This window comes from Sphingobium sp. SG1, from assembly GCF_057063145.1.
Genome location: NZ_JBVVOJ010000012.1, coordinates 14,904 through 37,321, shown reverse-complemented (window position 1 = coordinate 37,321; position 22,418 = coordinate 14,904). Strand labels below are relative to the sequence as shown.

The following is a 22,418-nucleotide window of genomic DNA, read 5'->3' as shown; positions in this document are numbered from 1 at the left end:
GGAGGAGGGACTCTTAACCAGAAATCGGATTTGCGACTGACTATCAATTACGTCTGGTGAAGGCCAGCCCGAACTTCACACCGCCGGGTAGCGCAGCCGGCCGATGAAGCGCGACAGGCTGAGATGCTCGCCATCGCCCACGCCCTTGAACCGGGCCTTCATCTTCTCGAAGCGCATGATCCCCTCGATCCGCCGGGCCAGGAAGGCGCGGCTATCGGCATGATCCTCGCTCTCGTCATTGACGAAGGTCAGCAGTGTCGCGGCATAGATGCTGCCCAATGTCGCACGCTTGCTATAATGGTTCAGGTCGGTGGCGGTGTCGCCCGCCGCGCGCCACATGATGTCGGCGGCGTGCCAGCCCAGCTTGGCGGCACGCACGGCATTGGCCGGCATCGCCAGGATCGCCTGCGCCCGGCGCAGCGCTTCGCGGTCGGGCGCCAGCAGGGCCAGGCGGGTCTCGATCAGCGCGCTGATCTTCTTGCGGATCGACATGGTCGCCAGCTTTTCGTGGGGCAACGCCTCCATCATCCGCGTGTCGATGCTGGCGAACCAGGCCTCGATCATGCCCATGGCGCCACCGTCGAAGGCCAGCGCGGCGACATCGGCATCGATGTTCTTTTCCGCCGCCGCCATCGCCACCGCTTCGGGCCGCCAGCCGTCAAAGGCGGCGTGGCGCGGCAGGATCGGCGCCAGCAATGCGCGGATTTCGTCCAGGGTCAGGTCTTGGGTCTGGTCGCTCATGGTCGTAATCTAGGCCCGTCGGGGCAGGCGCACAAGCACCAGTGCGACCGCCACGGCCACGCCGCCGACAATGTCGGTCGCGCTCAATGTTTCGCCGAACAGCAGCCACCCGGCCAGCGCGGCAACGGCGGGTTGCAGCAACAGGCTCAGCCCCAGCACCAGCGGTGAAAAGCAACCGAGCGCATAGGTGAGCAGTCCCTGGCCGACGATCTGGCTGGACAGGGCGAGGATGATGAGCGGCGTCCAGTCCTGCGGCATCACCGCTTCGCCCATCGCATTGGCGGCGAGCAGCAGCGGCAAGGCCCCGGCTGCGCTGACGACCGCCAGCACCGACCAACTGTCCAGCCGCTTGCGCGCGCCCTGGATCAGCAGAAGATAGGTGGTGTAGAGCAGCCCGGCGAGCAGGCAGAACAGGTCGCCCTTCAAGTTGACAGGCGACAGCTCATAGCTGCTGCCCATCAATATGGCCGCGCCGATCGCCGCCAGGATCAGCGCGCCGATCTGCAGCTTCGATACATGTTCGCGCAGCACGATGAGGCCCCAGAGCGGTAGCATCAGCGCGCTCATATTGCCGAACAGCGTTGCATTGGCGACCTTGGTATGGCCGATGCCCAGATGCCAGGCGGCCAGGTCGGCGGCAAAGCAGACGCCGGCCAGAATCACGATCGTCCACTGGCCGCGCGACAAGCGGCTCTTGCGCAGCTTCGGCAATGCCAGGATGAACAGGAAGGGCATGGCGATCGCCAATCGCCAGAAGGCGGCAGCCACCGGCCCGACATCGGCCAGCCTTACCAGCACCGGTCCCAGCGCCAGAATGATATTGGCCAGGATCAGCGCCGGAAAAGCGAGTCTGGGCGTCGCGATATGCGCCATGGGGGTTGAAGCGGCCATGGCGGCTCCCTAGCTGGCTTTCTGCATCACGTCCCGTTGCAAATTGCAACGTTCATGAGGGAGGTTTCATGACCACAATCTTCGATCCGATACAGCTCGGCGCCGACACCGCCGCCAACCGCGCCATCATGGCGCCGCTCACCCGTGGCCGCGCCACCCGCGACCATGTCCCGACCCCGATCATGGTCGATTATTATGCGCAGCGCGCCTCGGCCGGCCTCATCATCAGCGAGGCGACCGGCATTTCGCATCAGGGTTTGGGCTGGCCCTATGCGCCGGGCCTCTGGTCCGACGAACAGGTCGAAGCCTGGAAGCCGGTCACCCAGGCCGTGCATGACAAGGGCGGGCTGATCGTCGCCCAGCTCTGGCATATGGGCCGCGCCGTCCATTCGGCCGTGACCGGCGAGCAGCCGGTTTCCTCCAGTGCCACCGCGACGCCGGGCGATGCCCATACCTATGAGGGCAAGAAGCCCTATGAGGTCGCCCGTCCGCTCGCCATCGACGAAATCCCCGGCATCATCGCCGACTATGTGAAGGCGGCCAACAATGCGATCGCCGCCGGCTTCGACGGGGTCCAGATCCACGCCGCGAACGGCTATCTGATCGACCAGTTCCTGCGCGACAACAGCAATTTCCGCGATGACATCTATGGCGGCAGCATCGAAAATCGCGTCCGCCTGCTGCGTGAAGTGACGCAGGCGGTGGTCGATGCGATCGGTGCCGATCGCGTGTCCGTGCGCCTGTCGCCCAATGGCGATACCCAGGGCGTCAATGACAGCAATCCTGAGCCGCTGTTTGCCGCCGCTGCCGAGGTGCTGAACCAGATCGGCATCGCCTTCCTCGAACTGCGCGAGCCCGGCCCGGACGGCACCTTCGGCGCCACCGACGTGCCGCGCCTGTCGCCGCTGATCCGCCAGCATTTCAAGGGGCCGCTGGTTCTCAACAGCGATTATGGGCTGAATCGTGCGCAGGCCGATCTCGCCTCTGGTCTGGCCGACGCGATCAGCTTTGGCCGTCCCTTCCTCGCCAATCCCGATCTGGTCGATCGCCTGCGCGAAGGCGCGCCGCTGACCCCGGCGCAGATGGCAACCTTCTACAGCCAGGGCGCGGAAGGCTATACCGACTATCCGACCCTGGCCGAGGAAAAGGCGGCCGCCTGATCCTCCGGTAGTAATGAATAAGGGCGCGTTCCTCGCGGAGCGCGCCCTTATTTGTGTCTGGCAAAAGGCCGTGGATCAGATCGCGAAACGCTCGCGCAGGCCCAGCATGGCGATCGCTGCCTTGGCCGCTTCGCCGCCCTTGTCCTTCTGGTCGGGACGGGCACGGACCAGGGCCTGCTCCTCATTCTCGACAGTCAGGATGCTGTTGCCGATTGCGATAGCGTCCATGCTCAGCGCCATCAGGCCGCGCGCGCTTTCGTTCGACACCACTTCGAAATGATAGGTTTCGCCGCGGATCACCACGCCGATCGCGACGAAGCCGTCATAGCGGCCGGTCTCGGCTGCCAGTGCGATCGCGCCGGGGATTTCCAGCGCGCCCGGAACGGTCACCACCTCATATTTGTGGCCGGCTTCATCCAGCGCAGCCTTCGCGCCTTCGATCAGCAGGTCGTTGAGATGGTCGTAGAAGCGGGCTTCGACGATGAGAAACTTGGCCATGCGAATATCCTTCAGAGCTCGATCGGACGCTGCCCAACCACGGCCAGGTCATAGCCGTCAAGGGCGATCAGGCTGTGCTGGGTGTTGCTGAGCAGGATCATGTCATGCACGCCCAGCTCCGCCAGGATCTGCGCGCCCACGCCATAGTCGCGCAGTTCGTCCATGCCGCCCGGCTGCTTGCCGGCATGGGCCTGGATCATGCGGGTCAGCATGTCGGGTTCGCCGTCACGCAGCAGCACGACCACGCCGGCGCCTTCCTTGTCGATGATTTCCATCGATCGGGCCAGCATGTCGCCACGCGGGCCTTCGGCACCGAAAATGTCGCTCAGTGGTGCCAGCTGGTGCATGCGCACCAGGGTCGGCTGGTCGGGGCTGATGCGACCCTTCTGCAAAACCAGCTGCTCGGACTGGGTGGCGCGGTTGAAGAAGGTGATTGCCTTCCACTCGCCGCCCCATTTGCTTTCGAAGCTGGTTTCGGCACGACGCTCGACCACATGGTCGTGGCGGCGGCGATAGGCGATCAGGTCGCGAATCGTGCCGATCTTCATCTTGTGCTTCTGGGCAAAGATGATCAGGTCGTCGAGGCGCGCCATCGTGCCGTCGTCCTTCATCACTTCGCAAATGACGCCGGACGGATTGAGGCCGGCCAGGCGGGCGACGTCCACCGCCGCCTCGGTATGGCCGGTCCGCACGAGCACGCCGCCGTCACGGGCGATCAGCGGGAAGACATGGCCAGGCGTCACGATGTCGGCGCGCGTCTTGGATGCGTCGATGGCGACGGATACGGTGCGGGCGCGGTCGGCGGCGCTGATGCCGGTGTCGACGCCTTCACGCGCCTCGATCGACACGGTGAACGCCGTTTCGTGGCGGGTGCCATTGTTGCGGCTCATCAGGTCGAGCCCCAGCTGGTCGACGCGATCCTTGGTCAGCGCCAGGCAGATGAGGCCGCGGCCATGGGTGGCCATGAAGTTGATCGCGTCCGGGGTCGCCATTTGGGCGGGGATGACCAGATCGCCCTCATTTTCGCGATCCTCGTCATCGACCAGGATGAACATGCGGCCGTTGCGGGCCTCGTTGATGATTTCCTCGGGGCTGGCAAGTGCGGTGCCGCCCTCGCGCTTGAGCAGATAGGCTTCCAGCTTGCCCAGCGTCTCGGCCGTCGGGTTCCAGTCGCCTTCGCCCAGCTTGCGCAGGCTGTTGGCGTGCAGGCCGGCGGCGCGCGCCAGGCCCGATCGGGACATGCCGCCATCGGTGACGAGGGCGCGGACGGAATCGATAAGCGAGGACGACATAAACACTCCTTCCCGGATCGGGGATGAGCGTTATATCACACTACAATGTGATTTCTTCAAGGGCGAAATCACATCATTTGCTGCGAAGACTTTGCATCCGGTCGAGATATCGGGCCAGCACATCGATCTCCAGATTGAACGCCCGGCCATCGGGCAGGCTGTCCAGCGTGGTCGCGATCGCGGTGTGGGGGATGATGTTGAGGCCGAAATGCACGCTGCCGTCGGGCTGGTCCTCGACGCTGTTCACGGTCAGCGAGATACCGTCCAATGTGATCGATCCCTTGGCGGCCAGTGCGGCGGCCAGTTCCGCCGGTGCGCTGATGACCAGGCGGATCGAATCGCCCTCGCGGCTGGCCGACACCAGATGGCCGATGCCGTCGACATGGCCGGTGACGATATGGCCGCCCAGCTCGTCGCCGACCTTCAGTGCGCGTTCCAGGTTGAGCTTGCCGCCCTGTGCCCACAGGCCCGGCGCGGTGCGGGCGACGGTCTCGGCCGACAGGTCGACCGCGAACCAGCCCGGCCCCTTTTCCACCACCGTCAGGCAGGCGCCCGAACAGGCGATCGATGCGCCGATCGCGACCGTCTCCATGTCATAGCCGCTTTCGATGACCAGCCGCAGGTCGCCGCGCTGCTCATGGGTGCGGATGGTGCCGATGTCGGTGATGATGCCGGTGAACATGGTGCCCAGATCCTTGGGAAAGAATTTTGCGCTGATCTATGCGCTACGCGTCCGCGCGTAAACCTCCAGCCGGTCCGGGCCGAACCAGCGCTCCTCGGTCTGGCGCCAGCGCCCATGGGCATCGGCCAGGTCGGTCAGGCCGATATCGCCGATCCCGGCCAGGCCCGACCCGATCAGGATCGGCGCGCGATAGAGCAGCAGCCGGTCGACCAGATCGGCGCGCAGGAAAGCGGCGGCGGTCTCGGCCCCGCCCTCGATCATCAGATGATCGACCCGGTCGAGCGTTGCGATATCCTCCGGATCGGCAATCGCACTCCAGCCTTCGGGCGCCGGGCCACGGCTCAGCAGCAGCCGGCGGGGCGATCGCTCCTCCAGCCCTGGCAGGCGCACGTCCAGGCTCGGCGCATCGGCCCGCAACGTACCACCGCCGACCAGGATGGCGTCATGTCGCGCCCGCTCCAGATGGGCATGGGCACGGGCATCCGGCCCGGTGATCCAGCGACTCGACCCGTCAGCCAGCGCGATCCGTCCGTCGAGCGAGAGTCCCAGCTTCAGTGTCACTGCCGGGCGCCCGAGCGTCTGGCGCAGCACGAAACCGCGCATCGCCTCGGCGGCCTCGGCCGCCATCAGCCCCATCTCGACCGTCACGCCGCGTTCGCGCAGCCAGGCGGCACCCTGGCCATCGGTGCGCGGATCGGGATCGCGCAGGGCAATCACGACTCGGGCAATACCCGCCCGCGCCATCAGGTCGGCGCAGCGCGGTCCGCGCGGGCTCAGGTGAAAACAGGGTTCCAGCGTCACATAGGCAGTGGCCCCCTCGGCCCGGTCCATCGCCTCGTCCAGCGCCTGCGCCTCGGCATGGGGGCGGCCGCCCTTCTGGGTCCAGCCGCGGCCGACGACATGGCCGTCGCGAACGATCAGGCAGCCGACATTGGGGTTCGGGGTCGACAGGCCCCGGCCACGTTCCGACAGGGCAATCGCCGCCGCCATGTAGCGACGGTCAGCGGCGACGTCTGTGGTCATGGTCAGGGCTTGGCGGTTGCCGCGTCGACCTTCTGATCGGCCTCCGCCTTGGCCAGCCGCTGGTCCAGCAAGCCATTGATCTGGCGGACGGCCTCCTTGCGCCGTGCGGTGTTGCGAGCCTCTTCGTCGCGCCATTCGATGCCGAAGGCGTCGGCAAAGCCCTGCATCTTCTTCTGCTGCTTGACGAGGGCCGCCTCGCGCTTGGCGAAGTCGATCTTCTGCTGCAGGATCACCGCCGCGTCGGACCGGTTCGCGTCCCAGCTCTGGACATAGATGATCTTGTTGCGGGTCGGCATCGTGTTGGTGTTGGCGTCGACGATGAAGGCCCAGACGATCACATAGGTGAAGGCTGCGGACACGCCGAGCAGCGGCCATTTATGCTGGCGCTGCTGCCGGAAATAGCTCCAGAAATCGCCAAAGGCGCTTTTGGGAGAAACGGGACGGGGAAATATCGCCATGCCGCGCTTATAGGGCAGGGCGGGCGCGGATGCAAAATGATCCATCGAACATCCCTCCATGAAGGACGGGCGGGCTATGCCCGCCCGTCCTCTGCTCAGCGATCGGTCAGGGTGAAGCGCACAGTCAGTGTCTTGATGCTGCTCACCGCGACGCCGTCGCGCGTTGCCGGCCGGAAGCGCCATTTGCGCAGCGCATGCTTCTGGGTCGCGAGCCAGAAGCTCTCGTCGGTAGCTGAAATCTTGACGATGTCGCTGACGCGCCCTTCCGGGCTGATGGTGACACGCACGGTGACGTTGCCTTCCAGCCCCTGGCGGATCATCGCGCCGGGATAATCGGGCTGGAAAGAACCCAGTGCGTTTGGCGCTATCGTCGCATCGACAAGCACCGGAACATGTAACGGGGGCAAAGGCGGATCGATGACCGTCCCGGCTCCGGAGCCGTCAAAGGGCGAGGATGGGCCGGTTTCGACCGTCGTCCCCGTCGGGACGGGCATCGGCACAATCGGATCGGTGATGGTCGGCTTTTGCGGCAGCGGGTTGGTCTGGACCGTCTGGGTGGTCGGTTCCGGTGGTGCCGGTTCAGGCGGCGGGGGCAGCGGTACGGGATAGCCGGTGATCGGCGGCGTCGGGCGGACCCAGTCGATGACCTCCTTGGGCATCAGCAGGAAGGCGCCGACCACAACGGCATGGACCGCAATTGCCCCGCCGATCCCGATCGGTGATTTGCGCCGCGCGGCATAGCCCGACCGGGTCGCATCCTGTGTCGGTTGCATCGTCATATACATGGACTGCACCCTCCTTTCGTGGCGCCGTCTCTCCGGCAACCATGAAATGATACAACATCAAAATATGATATGTTGCAACGTCAATTTTCAAAGGGGCGATGCGCCTGAAATATTCGCGTCGCCTCGGGACATATCGGGGCAATGCGGCGATGCGAGACACTGCGGCAACGCAAATCCAGGAACCCCGATGCGCCTTCCCACGATGCTGCTATTGTCGACCCTGTTGCTGCCGGTGCCACTGTTCGCCCAGCAGCCAGCCGACCTGTCCGCGCGGACGGAAGGTCCGCATGACGGCGGGGCACGACCCGATGGGCCCTGGGCTGCCGATGCCGACGGTGATGGCCGGATCACGCGGGACGAGATGCAGGCCTGGCTCGACCGCCGCTTTTCGGCGATGGATTCGGATGGCGATGGGGCGATTTCAGCTGACGCCATGCAGCAGATGCTGGGCCATCAGCGCGGCCCGCGGCAGGAAGGGCAGGGCGAACGCCGGCATGGCCGTGGCGGCCCCGGTGGCGCCGGCGGCCCCCCGCCGGGAGGACCACCGCCCGGCGGCCAGCGTGGCGACGCCGCTCCACCCCCACCTCCGGGCCGCGCGATGCCCTATCCCGAGGATGGCAATGAGGATGGCGTGATCGATCGCGCCGAATTTTCCGCCCCGTCGCTTGCCATGTTTCATGATCTCGACCGCAATGGTGACGGCGTGTTGAGCGCTGATGAGCTGCCGCCATCGCCGCCGCCACCGGGGGGAAAGGGCGGTCCCGAAGACTGATGTTCAGTTAGGAACCGGGGGCCTTCTCCTCTGTGCGACCGGTTCCGGTCGGGGCGCGTCGTTTTTGGCCCGATGCGCCCCGACCATTTCTCAGAAGAACGTGTCGATGGCGTGGATCGCCAGCCCCACCAGCCCGCCGACCAGCGTGCCGTTGATGCGGATATATTGCACGTCGCGGCCGACCGCATTCTCCAGCCGGCTGGTGACCGTGCCGGCATCCCATCCGCGCACCGTCTCGCTCACCAGCTTGACGATCGAATCGCCATAGGTCGCCGTGGCCCCGACCGCGCCGCGCCGCACGAAGCGATTGATCACCAGTTTCAACCGCGCATCCTCCTGCAGGGTGCCGCCCAGTTGCTGCAACGCCTCGCCCAGTCGCCCGGCCATCGCCTTGCCGGGATCGCGCACCGCACGCAGCAGGCCGGTGCGGGCCTGTTCCCACATCCCCTCGATCCAGCGCTGCATCGCCGGATTGTCGAGTATCTCGTCGCGGATCTTGGCCGCCTTCGCCTGCATCTCGATGTCGAACTGCAGGTCGAAGGCAAGCTTGGCCATGCCTTCCTCGGCCTTGAGGCGCAGGCTGTGGCCAGGATCGGCGGCCATGTCCGCCAACAACTTGCGCAGGCCGCCGAGAATCGCATTGGCCAGATTTTCGTCCAGCCCGGTCCAGCGCAGCACCGTGCCCGCGCGCTCATGCACCATCTGGCGGATCAGATGGTCATTCGCCTCCAGCGCCCTGTCTGCCCACTGGATGATGCCATCCATCACCGGCGCATGGCGGCCGTCGCGCATCGCGGCCTCGATTGCTTGCCCCACCAGCGGGCCGACATTGATCGCGCGCAGCCGCTGGCCGATCGCACCCTTCACCATGCCGCCCAACCGTTCCTGGTCCAGCGCCTCCAGCATGTCGGCCAGCAGCCGGGATGCGCCCATGCGCAGTCGGCCGTCGCCGGCGGACGGGCTGGCGAGGAAACGGCCGGCCGCACCGGCCACGTCCATGCCGCGCATCCGCCGCGCGACGACGGCCGGGGTCAGGAAATTGTCGCGCAGGAAAATCGCCAGCGTGTCGCCGATCCGGTCCTTGTTGCGCGGAATGATCGCCGTATGCGGGATCGGCAGGCCGAGCGGATGGCGGAACAGGGCGGTGACCGCGAACCAGTCGGCCAGGCCGCCGACCATCGCCGCTTCGGCAAAGGCCTGGACGAAGCCGATCGCGGGGTGGAGATGGACGGTGGCGCGCGCCGCGATGAAGATCGCCGCCATCGCCAGCAACATCCCCGTCGCCACCAGCCGCATGCGCCGCGCGGGATGGGCGGCAGCGTCGAGGGGCGAACGGGGCATGCGCAGCAGCTTCATGGCGGTGAAACGGTTACGCGCCCGTTTCGTTCAGGCAAGCTCCATATTTTGCCATGGGGCTGCCCGCGCGAACCCGATTCTTTATTCCGCCGGCTGGGCATGGCTGCCCGCATGGCCATCATGCGACTTGTGGGTCAGGAAGCGGCGGCTCAGCCGCGGCCCGGCCCATTGCTCGACGCCCAGCGCCAGGCTGAACACGGCCGGCACGATCACCAGCGTCAGCACCGTCGACAGCAGCAAGCCGCCGATCACCGTGATGCCCATCGGCGCGCGCCAGGCGGCGTCACCCGACAGCGAAAGGGCGGTCGGCACCATGCCCGCGACCATGGCGACCGTGGTCATCACGATCGGCTGCGCACGCTTGTGACCGGCGTCGAGAATCGCCTCCTGCTTGGGCACGCCCTTCTCCATCTCCTCCAGCGCGAAGTCGATCACCAGGATCGAGTTCTTGGCGACGATGCCCAGCAGCATCAGCAGGCCGATGAACACCGGCAGCGACATGGGCTGGCCGGCAATGTGCAGCGCGATCGCCCCGCCCAGCGGCGCGAGCAGCAGCGACCCCAGATTCACGAAGGGCGGCATGATCCGCTTGTAGAGCAGCACCAGCACCGCCAGCACCAGCATGATGCCGGAGAAGACGGCGATCACGAAGTTGGTCAGCATTTCCGCCTGGAACTTGCTGTCGCCTGCCTCGATCTTCTGCACGCCCTGGATGCGGCCTTCCTTGATGGCCTTCATCGTCGGCAGTTCGTTGATCTTCTGATTGGCCTGGCTGGTGACGATGCCGGGCGCCAGATCCGCGCCGACGACGACGCGGCGGATCTGGTTATAGCGGCGAATCTGCGTCGGTCCGGCGCCAAAGCTGATGTCGGCGACCACCTTGAGCGGCACGGAACCACCCGACACGGTCGGCACCGGCATATTCTCGATCGTGGCGATATCCTTGCGGCTATCCTCGGCCAGGGCGACGCGGATCGGGATCTGGCGATCGGACAGCGAGAATTTGGCGACATTCTGGTCGATGTCGCCGATCGTCGCGATGCGGATCGACTGGCTGAGCGCAGCGGTCGTCACGCCCAGGCTGGCGGCCAGGTCGAGGCGCGGCTTGATGATGATCTCGGGCCGCTGCATGTCGCCCTGCACGCGCGGCGCGCGCAGTTCGCGGATGCCGGCCATTTCATGCACCAGCTGATTGGCGGTCTTTTCCAGCAGCTCCGGATCGTCCGAACCATACATCATGATGATGTCGCGGCCGAAGCCACCACCCGACTGGGACTGAAAATTGACCCGTGCGTCGGCGATCGTCTGGAACTTGGGCGCGATCTTGCGTTCCCAATCCACCGACGACATCGGCCGGGTCTTCTTGAGCGTCAGGAAGATGTCGGCGCTGGTCGGCTCGATATCGGCGAAGGCGGCCTCGACCACATCCGTGTCGGCGGCCAGCATGTCGGCGACCTTGCGGGTGATGGCGGTGGTCTGCTCCAGCGTGCTGCCCGGCACGGTCTCGATCTTCACCTGGCTGAAATCGGTGTTGATCGTCGGCTGGAAGGTCATGGGCAAAGTGCCGAAGGCGAACAGGGTCGCCACGAAGGCGAGCATGCCGATGCCCAGAGTCCACACGCGATGGTCGACGAAGAAGGCGACGAAGCGATTGCGGAACCCGCCGCGCGCGCGCCGCGCCTTTGCCTTGCGCTGGTCCAGCGACCAGTGGAGCACGCCCATATAGCGGTCCATCAGCCAGCCTTCGCCATGGCTCGCCTCGCCATGGGCCTTCAGGAAATAGGCTGCGATCATCGGCGTGATGAGGCGCGCCACGGCCAGGCTCATCAGCACCGACACGACCACGGTCATGCCGAACTGGATGAAGAACTGGCCCGAAATACCCGGCATCAGCGCGACCGGCAGGAACACCGCGACGATCGCCATGGTGGTCGCCAGCACGGCTAGGCCGATTTCGTCGGCCGCGTCGATCGATGCCTGATAGGCCGATTTGCCCATGCGCATGTGGCGCACGATATTCTCGATCTCCACGATCGCGTCATCGACCAGCACGCCCGCCACCAAGCTCAATGCCAGCAGCGAAATGCCGTTCAGCGTGAAGCCCAGCATGTCCATGAACCAGAAGGACGGGATCGCCGACAGCGGAATGGCGAGGGCAGAGATCATCGTCGCGCGCCAGTCGCGCAGGAACAGGAAGACGATGACGACCGCCAGCACTGCGCCCTCGATCATCGCCGACATGGCGCTGTGATATTGGCCGCGTGTATATTCGACGCTTGAATAGAGCTGCTTGAACTGGACCTTGGGATTTTCCTTCTTGAGCTTGTCCAGCACCTTCATGGCATCGTCATAGACGGTGACGTCGGACGATCCCTTGGCCTTTTCCAGGCTGAAACTGGTCACCTGCCGGCCGTTCATCAGCGCCAGGCTACGCTGTTCGGCATACATGTCGCGAACATCGGCAATATCGGCCAGCTTGACCGTGCGGCCGCCGGAAATGGCGATCTGCGTCTGGCCCAGATCATGGGCGTTGCGGGCATTGCCCAGCACGCGAATCGACTGTTCGGCACCGGCAATTTCGGTGCGACCGCCGGCCGCGTTGATATTGACCTGGCTCAGCTGCGCATTCACCTGCGCGGCGGTGACGCCATAGGCCTGTAGGTGGGCGGGATCGAGGATGACGCGGATCTCGCGGCTGACGCCGCCGCCGCGCCGCACCGCTGCCATGCCGCTGACCGACAGCAATCGCTTGGCGACCGTATTGTCGACATACCAGGAAAGTTCCTCCAGCGTCATGTCGGTTGCTTCGGCGCTGAAATAGGCGATCGGTCCGCCATCCACGTCGATGCGCTGGACCTGCGGTTCCAGGATGCCGTCGGGCAGATCGCTGCGAATCTGGTCGACGGCATTCTTGACGTCATTGACCGCACGATCGACCGGCGTGCCGATCTTGAACTGGACATTGGTCAGCGACTGGCCTTCGGACGCGAAGGAGGTGATGTCCTCGACCCCGCTGATACCGCGCACGGCGGCCTCGACCCGCTGGGTCACCTGGGTTTCCAGTTCGGTCGGCGCGGCGCCCGGCTGGGACACGGTGACGCTGACCATGGGGAAGCTGATGTCGGGATTCTGGTTGATGTCCATCCGCAGGAAGCTGACGACACCGGCCAGCATCAGCGCGGCGAACAGGACCAGCGGCGGCACCGGATTGCGGATCGCCCATGCGGAGATATTGCGAAAACTCATGACGGGCTTCCCTCACCGGACGCCACCGCGCCCGCTTCCAATATTATCAGTCCTGCCGGTCCGGGCACGATGACCCGGCCGGGACCATTGTGTCAGCGCGCCTTGAGCGCTTCCGGCTTCACCTTCTGCCCCACGGTCAGGAAGGCGCCGGCCGACGTCACGATGCGCTCCGCGCCCGTGATGCCGCTGGTGATGGCGACGCCCGTGTCGGACACCTGGCCCACCTTCACGTCGCGCCGTTCGACCTGGTTCTTGCCGTTGACGATATAGACATAGCTGCCCTTGGCGTCGCTCTGCACCGCCGATTCCGGCAGCAGCGGAGCATTACCCGAGCCGCTGGTGATCGTCGCCGATGCGAAACCGCCGGGGCGGATAGCGTCATTATAGGCGACCGCGATGCGGGCGATGCCCTGGCGGGTCTGCGGGTCGACGACCGGCGATACCTGCCAGACGCGACCGCTGAAATGCTGGTTGCTGCCGACCGGGGTCACGGTCGCACTGTTGCCGGCGCGCAGCGTCGCCAGATCGGCTTCAGCCACCTGCGCCTGCATTTCCATCTCGCCATCCTTGGCCATGCGGAACAATGTGCCGCCGCCGGCCTGGACGATCTGGCCGGGCTCGACCGTGCGGGTCAGCACCAGCCCGGATGCCGGCGCGCGGATGTCCAGCCGGCCGGTGCGGGCGCGCTGTTCGGCCAATTGCGCTTCGGCCACGCGGACCTGAGCGACGGCCTGGTCGCGGGTGGCGGTGCGCTGGTCGATGTCGGCGGCGCTGATGAAGCCGCGGCCAACCAGCGCCTTGGCGCGTTCCAGTTGGGCCTGGGCCAGCTTGGCATTGGCACGCTGTACTTCGACCTGGGCGGCCAGCGAATTGACCTGCTCGCTCTGGACCGATCGTTCGACGGTGGCCAGCGCCTGGCCAGCGCGCACCCAGTCGCCCGGTTGCACCAGCACGCGCGTCACCATGCCGCCTTCGCCGACCACGCCGACCGGCATGTCGACACGGGCGGCCAGCGATCCGGTGCTGCTCACGGTACGCGCGACCATCGTCTGGCCGGGGGTCAGTACGGTCACGACCGGCGCCTGCGGTGTGGCGTCGGGGGTGGCGGCATCCTTGCCCCGCATCGACAGCGCGGCAGCCGCCGCCACCAGCGCAACCGCAACAACGCCACCGATGATCAGCAGCCGGCGGCGACGGCGAATCCGGTCTTCGTCATCGATCAGGATCGCGGACGATTCGCCCGTCAGCGTAGTTTCGTAATTCATGCCGTTTCCATCTCTCCGGCGGGTTCCGCCCAAACTCGGAACTGTGTTATATGAATATATCACCGCCCTCAAGCCCCAATATCACGGTTGGACGGGCCTTCGCAAAGCCAATTGTGCTGATGCGAAGGGGCTGGCGGGCTCTTGCATCTTGTCCGTCTCTTGCCAAAGGGGCCGGACTATGTCGCTATGCCGCGCCTTGGGGCGGGTTGGCCAATATAAGAGGATGCGCGCCATGGAATTGCTGGGATGGATCATCACGGGCCTGCTCGCGGGGGCATTGGCGCGTCTGGTCATGCCGGGCCGCGATCCGGGGGGCTGCGTCGTCACCATCCTGCTCGGCATGGCCGGGGCCTTGCTGGCGGCCTTCGTAGGTCAGATCATGGGCTTCTACGCGCCGGGCGAGCATGCCAGTTTCATCGCCGCCGTGCTGGGTGCGATCGCGGTTCTGGCGCTCTATCGCTGGTTCAGCGTCCGGCGCTGACGCAAAAAGGCCGCGTCCTTCCTGGGAAGGACACGGCCTTTGATATGGAATGTCCGGTCGTTAGCGGACCGATCCGCGCCGTACCAGGTTGACGATCGCCAGCAGGATGACCGCGCCCAGCAGCGAAACGAGGAAGCTGTAGAGCGTCAGTCCGGCATTGTTGATCGAGCCGCCACTGAAGATCAGGCCGCCGATGAAGGCGCCGACAATGCCGACGACGATGTTCAGCAAGATACCCTGCTGCGCGTCCGTGCGCATGATCATGCTGGCGAGCCAGCCAATAATGCCGCCGACGATAAGCCACAAGATGATGCCCATGTTACTCTCCTTGACCACACCCCCAACGGGTTTGCTGGCTATTCAACCCGGAACATGGCTTCGCGTTCCCGCACAAAATGATTCCGCCTTGGAAACCATCCCCGACCCGCAACGCGAAAGGGGCCGCCGGACGGTCTGTCCGGCGGCCCCCGCATCATTCGTCTCTGTGCCCGCCCGTCGGCGGTACCCGATCCTTCAATATTTCTGCTGTCGCTCGTAGAGTGACTTATAATATTGGATGCGCGTCACGCGCAGGCCATGCATGCCCGAACGGTCCACCGCCCGCTGCCAGCTGGCAAATTCTTCCAGCGTCAGGCTGTAGCGGGCGCAGGCCTCGTCCACGGTCAGCAGGCCCCCATTGACGGCAGCGACGACCTCCGCCTTGCGACGCACGACCCAGCGGGTGGTGTTCACGGGCGGCAGATTTTCCAGCGTCAGGGGTTCGCCGAGCGGTCCTACGACCTGTGCAGGCCTGATTTTCTGGTTCTCTATCATCTTTACCCTCAATTAGCGGCATTGGCGTTGCCGAATTCAGCAGCGAAACCTCGTTGTCACATCAGCCCTGAAGATCGGCTAAAGCCCCAAGGTAAACACAGGCTTCATCATCCTTGCCCCACCCCTAAATGGCTCGCGATCAGCGGGTTAAAGCTTCCTGCGAGACGAACGGCTTCGATCTTGCCGTCGGAACGTGGCGCGAAAAGCTCGGCCAGTTCCTGTATCCAGTCCTCCATCCCGTCCTGCCCCCGCAGGACGCCCGCGACCGCCAAGGCCGTGGGACTGGCCGCCTGCGCCGCAGCCGAAGCCGCCCGCAGGAAAGGCCAGGCCGGGACGCGTGCCCGGCCTGTCGGCCTTGTCAGGGCGGGTTTCAGCCCGCCTGTCCGGAGAAAACTCAGATCCATGACCAGGCTTCTACCGGGCTAATCGATAAGGTCCGGTAAATGCCGGACACATTTTCGTCATCGAAACGATGCGCCTCTTGGGGAAGGTGCTGGAACGCGGCGCCGCCTGCGACTATATGGGCGGCCATGCAGCCCGAATTTCAGCTCCCAGAGCCGCTCTCGCAGCGGCGCATCGTCGTTGCCATGTCCGGTGGCGTGGACAGCAGCGTCGTCGCCGCGCTCGCCGCGAAGACCGGCGCGGAAGTGATCGGCGTGACGCTCCAGCTTTACGATCATGGCGCCGCCGTTGGCCGTACCGGCAGCTGTTGCGCGGGCCAGGATATCCGCGATGCGCGCGCCGTCGCCGACCGCATCGGCATTGCGCATTATGTCTTTGATTATGAAAGCCAGTTTCGCGATTCGGTGATCGCCGACTTTGCCGATGAATATATGGCCGGCCGCACCCCGATCCCGTGCGTGAAATGCAATATGGGGGTGAAGTTCACCGACCTGTTCCAGATCGCGCGCGACCTGGGTGCCGATTGCCTGGCGACCGGTCATTATGTCCGCCGGGTCGAAGGGCCGCAGGGCGCCGAGTTGCATCGCGCCGCCGATCCGGCGCGCGACCAGAGCTATTTCCTGTTCGCCACGACTCAGGCCCAGCTCGACTATCTGCGTTTCCCGCTGGGCGGCCTGCCCAAGCCGCAGGTGCGCGAGATCGCCGCCGAACTCGGCCTGTCGGTGGCGTTGAAGCCCGACAGCCAGGACATCTGCTTCGTGCCCGATGGCGATTATGCCAAGATCGTGCGCAAGCTGCGCCCCGATGCGGACGAGGGCGGCGACATCGTCCATGTCGATGGCCGGGTGCTGGGCCGGCACAAGGGGCTGATCCATTATACGGTCGGCCAGCGCAAGGGGCTGGAGATCGGCGGCCAGGCAGAACCGCTCTATGTCGTGCGGCTCGATGCCGAAGGACGGCGGGTGATCGTCGGGCCGAAGGTTGCGCTGGCCGTGTCGGGCGCGCGTCTCAGCGACATCAACTGGCTTGGTCGCGATTTTACCGGACCTCTGACCGCCAAGGTCCGCTCCATGGCCAAGCCGGTTCCGGCGCGGCTCGAAGGCGATCGGCTGATCTTCGACGCGCCCGAATATGGCGTCGCGCCGGGGCAGGCGGCGGTTCTCTATGCCGGCGATCAGGTGCTGGGCGGCGGCTGGATCGCCGCGACCGAGGCTGCGCTGGCCGAGGTGGCCTGAGCCGGCGGCGCGGCCAATTGTGACAATTATATTTCCTTTCGTGCCCGATTCGATCTAGCGTCCCCGCCCTGGCGGCACCGCTCGCAACAAGGGGCGCACGGATGGACAACCGCGAAGTCGAGCTGAAGCTGGAATTTGACCCGGCCGATCGCGCTCTGCTGGCCGATGCACCGCTGTTCGCGGGGCAGAAGGGGCAGGCGGCCCATCTGGTTGCGACCTATTTCGACACCCCCGCGCTCGATCTGCACCGTGCCGGTTTTTCGCTGCGCATCCGGCGCAAGGGGCGGGCCCATGTTCAGACGATCAAGGCCGATGGCGGCAGGGCGGCTGGCCTCTTTGCCCGCTCGGAATGGGAAAAGCCGGTCGACGGCAATGTCCCGCTGTTCGATGCGATTCCCGATCCGCTCGATCGGGCCGTCGGCGCCGCCACCGTCGCGACCGCCGACAAGATTTTTGTCACCGATATCGAACGCACCGTGCATCGGCTCGATCGGGACGGGCAGGGGGTCGAATGCGCGATCGACATTGGCCGGGTTCGGGTCGGCCGTCGTGCCACCCCGCTGGCAGAGGTGGAACTGGAATTATTGTCGGGTGAACCGGCCCTGCTTTTTTCGATGGCCCGCCAGCTCAACGATCTGGTGCCGCTGCGTCTGGGCATGCGCTCCAAGTCGGATCGCGGCTATGCCCTGCTCGCGAAGGAACGGCGCAAGCCGGCCAAGGCCGAACCCATTGCGATCGCACCAGACGCAACCGTCGAGCAGGCCTTTCGTGCCATCGCCCAGGGCTGCATCCGCCAATTCCGCCTGAACGAGGATCTGCTGTTCACCACTGGCGCGCCCGGCGCGCTGCATCAGGCGCGGGTGGGGCTGCGTCGGCTGCGCTCGGCGCTGTCGATCTTTGCGCCGGTGCTGGCGGGCGATCCTGCACTCGCGCCGCTCAAGGATGGTCTGCGCGCACTGGCTGCCACGCTTGGCCGGGTCCGCAATATCGACGTGCTGCTGCCCAGTCTGCCCGACGATGCCGCCGCCCGCCTCGCGCTTGTCCGGGCGGAAGCGCTGGCCGATGCCGAACTGCGCCTGCAGGCGCGCGAGACCCGAATCCTGATGCTGGACCTCGCCGAATGGCTGGCGCTGGGCGACTGGTGTAGCCAGCCGGCCGATGCCGCGTTGCTGCATGCGCCTGTCAGGCCCTTTGCTGCCGAAATCCTGTCGGATCGACGCAAGCGGCTGAAGCGCAAGGGTAAGAATCTTGCCAGACGCAGTGACGAGCGGCGCCACCAAGCTCGCATCGCCGCCAAGAAGCTGCGCTACGCCAGCGAATTTTTCGCGCCGCTTTTCCCCAAGAACCAGCAGCAGCGGCGCCATGCTGCCTTCTCCGCCATGTTAGAAAAGCTGCAGGATGATCTGGGCGCGCTCAACGATCTGGCGACCGCGCCCGCCACCCTCGCGGCGGCCGGTATCGACTTCGATCTGCCGGCGCCGGATGACAAGGCGCAGCGCCGCCTACTGCGTCGCGCGGAAAAGGCCTATGCGTCTCTGCTCGACACCAGGCGCTTCTGGGGCTGAGCTTCCTGTTCTCCTGACCCGAAAATCTTGTGCTTTGGCGCGTCGATGGCTAAGGCCCGCCGGTCATGACTCGCCCGATCACCTTCGCCATCCCCAAGGGCCGCATCCTCGAAGAAGCGCTGCCCCTGCTCGCCAAAGCCGGTATCGAACCGGAGGCGGAATTTCATGACAAGAAGAGCCGAGCGCTGCGCTTCGCCACCAACCGGCCCGACGTGTCGATCATCCGCGTGCGCGCCTTCGACGTGGCGACCTTCGTTGCCCATGGCGCAGCACAGATCGGCATCGTCGGTTCCGACGTGGTCGATGAGTTCGATTATTCCGAACTTTACGCCCCGGTGGACCTCAATATCGGCCATTGCCGCCTGTCGGTCGCCGAGCCGGCGGATGCGGGAGACGAGGATCAGGCGGCGATGAGCCATGTCCGTGTCGCCACCAAATATCCGCATCTCACCCGCAAATATTATGAGGCGCGCGGGCTTCAGGCCGAATGCGTCAAGCTGAATGGCGCGATGGAACTGGCGCCTTCGCTTGGCCTGTCGCGTCGCATCGTCGATCTTGTGTCCTCGGGCGCCACGCTCAAGGCCAATGGCCTCGTTGAAACCGCGATCATCATGCCGGTTTCGGCGCGGCTGATCGTCAATCGCGCCGCCTACAAGATGCGTTCGGCCGATCTCACCACGCTGGTGGAGGCGTTCCGCAAGGCCGTGGAGGTGCGCGATGCCGCTTAGGCTCGACAGCAAGGCCGCCGGCTTCGCCGCCGATTTCACCGCCCTGGTCGATGCCCGGCGCGAGGCGGACGAGGATGTGTCGCGCGACGTCAGCGCCATCCTGAAGGCCGTGCGCGCCCATGGCGACACCGCGCTCGCCGATTATACCAGCCGCTTCGACCATCATGATCTGGACGTCAGCGGCTGGGCGGTCGACCCGGCGGATTGCCGCGCCGCGCTCGATGGCCTGTCGACGCCTCTGCGCGACGCGCTCGAACTCGCGGCCGCGCGCATCACCGACTATCATGAAAAGCAAAGGCCGGTGGACAGCGACGGTATCGACGCCGCCGGTGTGCGCCTCGGCGCGCGCTGGACCGCGGTGGATGCCGCCGGCCTCTATGTGCCGGGAGGCCGCGCCGCCTATCCCAGCTCGCTGCTGATGAACGTCATCCCGGCCAAGGTCGCGGGTGTGCAGCGCATCGCCATGGTGACACCGACGCCGAAAGGCGAGATTAACCCGCTGGTGCTCGCCGCAGCCCAGATTGCGGGAATAGAGGAGATCTGGCGCGTCGGTGGCGCGCAGGCCGTCGCCGCGCTGGCCTATGGCACCGAACGGATCAAGCCGGTCGACGTCATCACCGGCCCCGGCAATGCCTGGGTCGCCGAAGCCAAGCGCCAGCTTTATGGCGTGGTCGGCATCGACATGGTTGCCGGCCCGTCCGAAATCGTCGTCGTTGCCGATGGCCGGAACGACGCCGACTGGATCGCCGCCGATCTCCTGAGTCAGTCGGAACATGACCCGACCAGCCAGTCGATCCTCTTTACCGACGATGCCGCCTTTGCCGACGCCGTCGAACAGGCAGTTATGCGCCGCCTGCCGCTGCTGTCGACGCAGGCCGTCGCCACCACCAGCTGGGCCGCCAATGGCGCGATCATCCTGGTCCGCGACCTGGATGAAGCGATGCCGCTGGTCGATCGACTCGCGCCCGAACATCTGGAACTGGCAGTAGACGATCCCGACCGCTATTTCGCGCAGGTCCGCCATGCCGGTTCGGTCTTCCTTGGCCGCATGACGCCCGAGGCGGTGGGCGATTATGTCGCTGGCCCCAACCATGTGCTGCCGACCGGTCGCCGCGCGCGCTTCTCCTCGGGCCTCTCGGTGCTCGACTTCATGAAGCGCACCAGTTTTCTTGGCCTTACCCCCGACGCGATCCAGGCGATCGGCCCCGCGGCCGTCGCTCTTGCGGAGGCGGAAGGGTTGCCCGCTCACGCCGCATCGGTCGCGCTGCGGCTTTGATTTCTTCCCGTTCGGTTCGAGCCTGTCGAGAACCGGTTATGCGGGCTTCTCGACAGGCATGATATTCACGGATTAGAAAGCCGCATGAACGACCGCTCCAAATCCCGCTCCGCCGCGCGCCTCGCCGCGGTCCAGGCGCTCTACCAGCTCGAAATGGAGGGCACGCCGCTCCATCTGCTGCTGCACGAATTCCACGAACATCGCCTGGGCGCGACGATCGAGGACGTGACCTATGCCGAGGCCGAACAGAATTTCTTCGATGATGTCGTGTCGGGCGTCGATCGCCGCCGCGCCGAGATTGACGGGCTGATCAGCGCGCGCCTGTCGAGCGGCTGGACCCTCGACCGCCTCGACAAGCCGATGCGCCAGATCCTGCGCGCGGGCACCTATGAACTGCTCGCCCGTCAGGACGTCGCGACCGGCACCGTCATCAGCGAATATGTCGACGTCGCCCACGCCTTCTATGACAAGCGGGAAGCCGGCTTCGTCAACGGCCTGCTCGACGGCGTGTCGAAGGACGTGCGGAAATAAGGTTGCACGGACGCGTTCTGTAATGGACGTCATCCCGAACTTGATCCGGGATCCATTCAGCGCTTCCTCTCCAACATAGCGCGCAATGGATCCCCGCGTCCGCGGGGATGACGGATGATTTCGGTAGAAGCGGGCGCTGGGATAGAGATTATATCATGTCCGCCGAATCCCGCTTCCTCAACCTGCTGCGCCTGCTCGCCCATGATCCTGCCGCGCAGGGATTGCAGGACGATGTCGCGGTGCTGCCGGTCGGCGCCACGCGCCTCATCCTCACCAGCGACACGATGGTGGAGGGCGTTCATTATCTCCCCACCGATCCGCCGGCCGATATCGGCTGGAAACTGGCGGCGGTGAACCTGTCGGACCTCGCCGCCAAGGGCGCGAAACCGATCGGCTGTCTGCTCAACTACAGCCTGTCCGGCGACGACGACTGGGACGCCGCCTTCCTCGAAGGTCTGGGCGAAGCGCTGGAGCGTCATGCCATGCCGTTGCTCGGCGGTGACACGGTCAGCATGCCGGCCGGCGCACCGCGCAGCTACAGCCTGACCGCGATTGGTGAGGCGACCAGCACGCCGGTCCCCAGCCGCGCCGGCGCGCGGGCGGGCGACCGCCTCTATGTCACCGGGCCGGTCGGCGATGCCGGGATCGGTCTCGACCTTGCCCGCGCCGATCCTGCCGCATCCGGCCCGCTGGTCGCCGCCTATCGCCGACCGCGCCCGCGTCTGGCAGAGGGGGCCTTGCTCGCCCGTCTCGCCACCGCCATGATGGACCTGTCCGACGGCCTGCTGATCGATGCCGCGCGCATGGGCGCGGCCAGCAACCTCGCCGTCACCATCGACCATATCCCGCTCTCCCCGGCGCTCGAGAGCGTGCGCGGCGCCAGCACCGCGATCCAGCTCGCCGCGGCGCGCGCCGGCGACGATTATGAACTGCTTTTCGCGCTGCCGCCCGGCGTGTCGCCGCCGGTGCGCGCGATCCCGATCGGCCGTTTCGCAGAAGGGGCTGGCCTGACCCTGCTGATCGACGGCGCGGTCATGCCGTTGCCCGACCGGCTTGGCTGGGAACATGGCTGATCTGGATCATTGCGCTACCGGCTTGACGCGCGGCGCCTGACCTGTAGCTTCCTATCACCCTATTCTCAGCCGGTTGGAGCGCCCGATGCGCATCGTCCTGTTGCTGATTGACGCGGTGCCCGATGCCGGCGTTTCTCCGTCCGGC

The 22,418-nt window shown here is 65.7% G+C and carries 23 protein-coding genes; 9 read left to right on the top strand and 14 right to left on the bottom strand.

Annotated elements, in window-relative coordinates:
* Positions 1 to 75: 75 nt before the first annotated feature.
* A complete protein-coding gene (locus AC0KVN_RS20700) occupies positions 76 to 741 on the bottom strand; it encodes a COQ9 family protein (protein WP_435567811.1) in 666 nt (221 codons plus the stop codon).
* Between the two features lie 9 nt (positions 742 to 750).
* The gene (locus AC0KVN_RS20695; protein ID WP_435567812.1) at positions 751 to 1,632 is read right to left on the bottom strand and encodes a DMT family transporter; all 882 of its coding nucleotides are present in this window, start codon (positions 1,630 to 1,632) and stop codon (positions 751 to 753) included.
* A 68-nt stretch (positions 1,633 to 1,700) separates the two neighbouring features.
* Here AC0KVN_RS20695 and AC0KVN_RS20690 point away from each other — a divergent pair, with 68 nt between their 5' ends.
* Entirely contained in the window at positions 1,701 to 2,792 is a 1,092-nt protein-coding gene (locus tag AC0KVN_RS20690) for an alkene reductase (protein ID WP_435567813.1), read from the top strand.
* A 75-nt stretch (positions 2,793 to 2,867) separates the two neighbouring features.
* Here AC0KVN_RS20690 and ribH read toward each other — a convergent pair whose 3' ends face one another.
* From ribH to AC0KVN_RS20660, 6 genes are all read right to left on the bottom strand, one after another.
* The gene (gene ribH / locus AC0KVN_RS20685; RefSeq protein ID WP_483656370.1) at positions 2,868 to 3,290 is read right to left on the bottom strand and encodes a 6,7-dimethyl-8-ribityllumazine synthase; all 423 of its coding nucleotides are present in this window, start codon (positions 3,288 to 3,290) and stop codon (positions 2,868 to 2,870) included.
* 11 nt (positions 3,291 to 3,301) lie between these two features.
* Entirely contained in the window at positions 3,302 to 4,582 is a 1,281-nt protein-coding gene (ribB, locus tag AC0KVN_RS20680) for a 3,4-dihydroxy-2-butanone-4-phosphate synthase (RefSeq protein ID WP_037510065.1), read from the bottom strand.
* 73 nt (positions 4,583 to 4,655) lie between these two features.
* A complete protein-coding gene (locus AC0KVN_RS20675; RefSeq protein ID WP_017501107.1) occupies positions 4,656 to 5,264 on the bottom strand; it encodes a riboflavin synthase in 609 nt (202 codons plus the stop codon).
* 36 nt (positions 5,265 to 5,300) lie between these two features.
* A complete protein-coding gene (ribD, locus tag AC0KVN_RS20670; protein WP_435567833.1) occupies positions 5,301 to 6,254 on the bottom strand; it encodes a bifunctional diaminohydroxyphosphoribosylaminopyrimidine deaminase/5-amino-6-(5-phosphoribosylamino)uracil reductase RibD in 954 nt (317 codons plus the stop codon).
* A gap of 35 nt (positions 6,255 to 6,289) precedes the next feature.
* The gene (locus AC0KVN_RS20665) at positions 6,290 to 6,790 is read right to left on the bottom strand and encodes a hypothetical protein (protein WP_037510071.1); all 501 of its coding nucleotides are present in this window, start codon (positions 6,788 to 6,790) and stop codon (positions 6,290 to 6,292) included.
* Positions 6,791 to 6,840: 50 nt separating this feature from the next.
* A complete protein-coding gene (locus tag AC0KVN_RS20660; RefSeq protein ID WP_435567815.1) occupies positions 6,841 to 7,530 on the bottom strand; it encodes an energy transducer TonB in 690 nt (229 codons plus the stop codon).
* A gap of 187 nt (positions 7,531 to 7,717) precedes the next feature.
* Between AC0KVN_RS20660 and AC0KVN_RS20655 the strand changes: the two genes are divergently transcribed.
* Positions 7,718 to 8,302, top strand: coding sequence for a hypothetical protein (locus AC0KVN_RS20655; RefSeq protein WP_435567816.1), 585 nt, complete (start codon positions 7,718 to 7,720; stop codon positions 8,300 to 8,302).
* 90 nt (positions 8,303 to 8,392) lie between these two features.
* Here AC0KVN_RS20655 and AC0KVN_RS20650 read toward each other — a convergent pair whose 3' ends face one another.
* The 3 genes from AC0KVN_RS20650 to AC0KVN_RS20640 form a co-directional block, all read right to left on the bottom strand.
* Positions 8,393 to 9,658 carry a DUF445 domain-containing protein gene (locus tag AC0KVN_RS20650; protein ID WP_435567817.1) on the bottom strand — a complete coding sequence of 422 codons (1,266 nt, stop codon included), beginning with the start codon at positions 9,656 to 9,658 and terminating at the stop codon, positions 8,393 to 8,395.
* 81 nt (positions 9,659 to 9,739) lie between these two features.
* The gene (locus tag AC0KVN_RS20645) at positions 9,740 to 12,904 is read right to left on the bottom strand and encodes an efflux RND transporter permease subunit (protein ID WP_483656369.1); all 3,165 of its coding nucleotides are present in this window, start codon (positions 12,902 to 12,904) and stop codon (positions 9,740 to 9,742) included.
* Positions 12,905 to 12,996: 92 nt separating this feature from the next.
* Positions 12,997 to 14,169 carry an efflux RND transporter periplasmic adaptor subunit gene (locus tag AC0KVN_RS20640; protein WP_435567819.1) on the bottom strand — a complete coding sequence of 391 codons (1,173 nt, stop codon included), beginning with the start codon at positions 14,167 to 14,169 and terminating at the stop codon, positions 12,997 to 12,999.
* Between the two features lie 232 nt (positions 14,170 to 14,401).
* Between AC0KVN_RS20640 and AC0KVN_RS20635 the strand changes: the two genes are divergently transcribed.
* Positions 14,402 to 14,650 (top strand): GlsB/YeaQ/YmgE family stress response membrane protein, encoded by a 249-nt coding sequence (locus AC0KVN_RS20635; RefSeq protein WP_004208846.1) that lies wholly within the window; start codon positions 14,402 to 14,404, stop codon positions 14,648 to 14,650.
* A gap of 60 nt (positions 14,651 to 14,710) precedes the next feature.
* On the opposite strand, the gene AC0KVN_RS20630 is transcribed toward AC0KVN_RS20635, so the two are convergent.
* The 3 genes from AC0KVN_RS20630 to AC0KVN_RS20620 form a co-directional block, all read right to left on the bottom strand.
* Positions 14,711 to 14,968, bottom strand: a complete 258-nt coding sequence (locus tag AC0KVN_RS20630; RefSeq protein WP_004208845.1) for a GlsB/YeaQ/YmgE family stress response membrane protein — start codon at positions 14,966 to 14,968, stop codon at positions 14,711 to 14,713.
* Between the two features lie 195 nt (positions 14,969 to 15,163).
* Positions 15,164 to 15,463, bottom strand: coding sequence for a CtrA inhibitor SciP (gene sciP / locus AC0KVN_RS20625; RefSeq protein ID WP_004208844.1), 300 nt, complete (start codon positions 15,461 to 15,463; stop codon positions 15,164 to 15,166).
* Between the two features lie 107 nt (positions 15,464 to 15,570).
* Positions 15,571 to 15,867, bottom strand: a complete 297-nt coding sequence (locus tag AC0KVN_RS20620) for a hypothetical protein (RefSeq protein WP_097384715.1) — start codon at positions 15,865 to 15,867, stop codon at positions 15,571 to 15,573.
* Positions 15,868 to 15,993: 126 nt separating this feature from the next.
* Between AC0KVN_RS20620 and mnmA the strand changes: the two genes are divergently transcribed.
* The 6 genes from mnmA to thiL all read left to right on the top strand — a co-directional run bounded on the left by mnmA (position 15,994) and on the right by thiL (position 22,273).
* A complete protein-coding gene (gene mnmA / locus AC0KVN_RS20615) occupies positions 15,994 to 17,100 on the top strand; it encodes a tRNA 2-thiouridine(34) synthase MnmA (protein WP_303762177.1) in 1,107 nt (368 codons plus the stop codon).
* Between the two features lie 101 nt (positions 17,101 to 17,201).
* Positions 17,202 to 18,665, top strand: coding sequence for a CYTH and CHAD domain-containing protein (locus AC0KVN_RS20610; RefSeq protein ID WP_435567820.1), 1,464 nt, complete (start codon positions 17,202 to 17,204; stop codon positions 18,663 to 18,665).
* Between the two features lie 65 nt (positions 18,666 to 18,730).
* Positions 18,731 to 19,393 carry an ATP phosphoribosyltransferase gene (hisG, locus tag AC0KVN_RS20605; RefSeq protein ID WP_004208839.1) on the top strand — a complete coding sequence of 221 codons (663 nt, stop codon included), beginning with the start codon at positions 18,731 to 18,733 and terminating at the stop codon, positions 19,391 to 19,393.
* Entirely contained in the window at positions 19,383 to 20,669 is a 1,287-nt protein-coding gene (gene hisD, locus AC0KVN_RS20600; protein ID WP_435567821.1) for a histidinol dehydrogenase, read from the top strand. Before hisG ends, hisD begins: the two co-directional genes overlap by 11 nt.
* 84 nt (positions 20,670 to 20,753) lie before the next feature.
* Positions 20,754 to 21,200: a transcription antitermination factor NusB gene (gene nusB, locus AC0KVN_RS20595; RefSeq protein ID WP_004208836.1), complete on the top strand. Its 447-nt coding sequence runs from the start codon at positions 20,754 to 20,756 to the stop codon at positions 21,198 to 21,200.
* A 155-nt stretch (positions 21,201 to 21,355) separates the two neighbouring features.
* Positions 21,356 to 22,273, top strand: coding sequence for a thiamine-phosphate kinase (gene thiL / locus AC0KVN_RS20590; protein ID WP_435567822.1), 918 nt, complete (start codon positions 21,356 to 21,358; stop codon positions 22,271 to 22,273).
* The last annotated feature ends 145 nt before the right edge of the window (positions 22,274 to 22,418 follow it).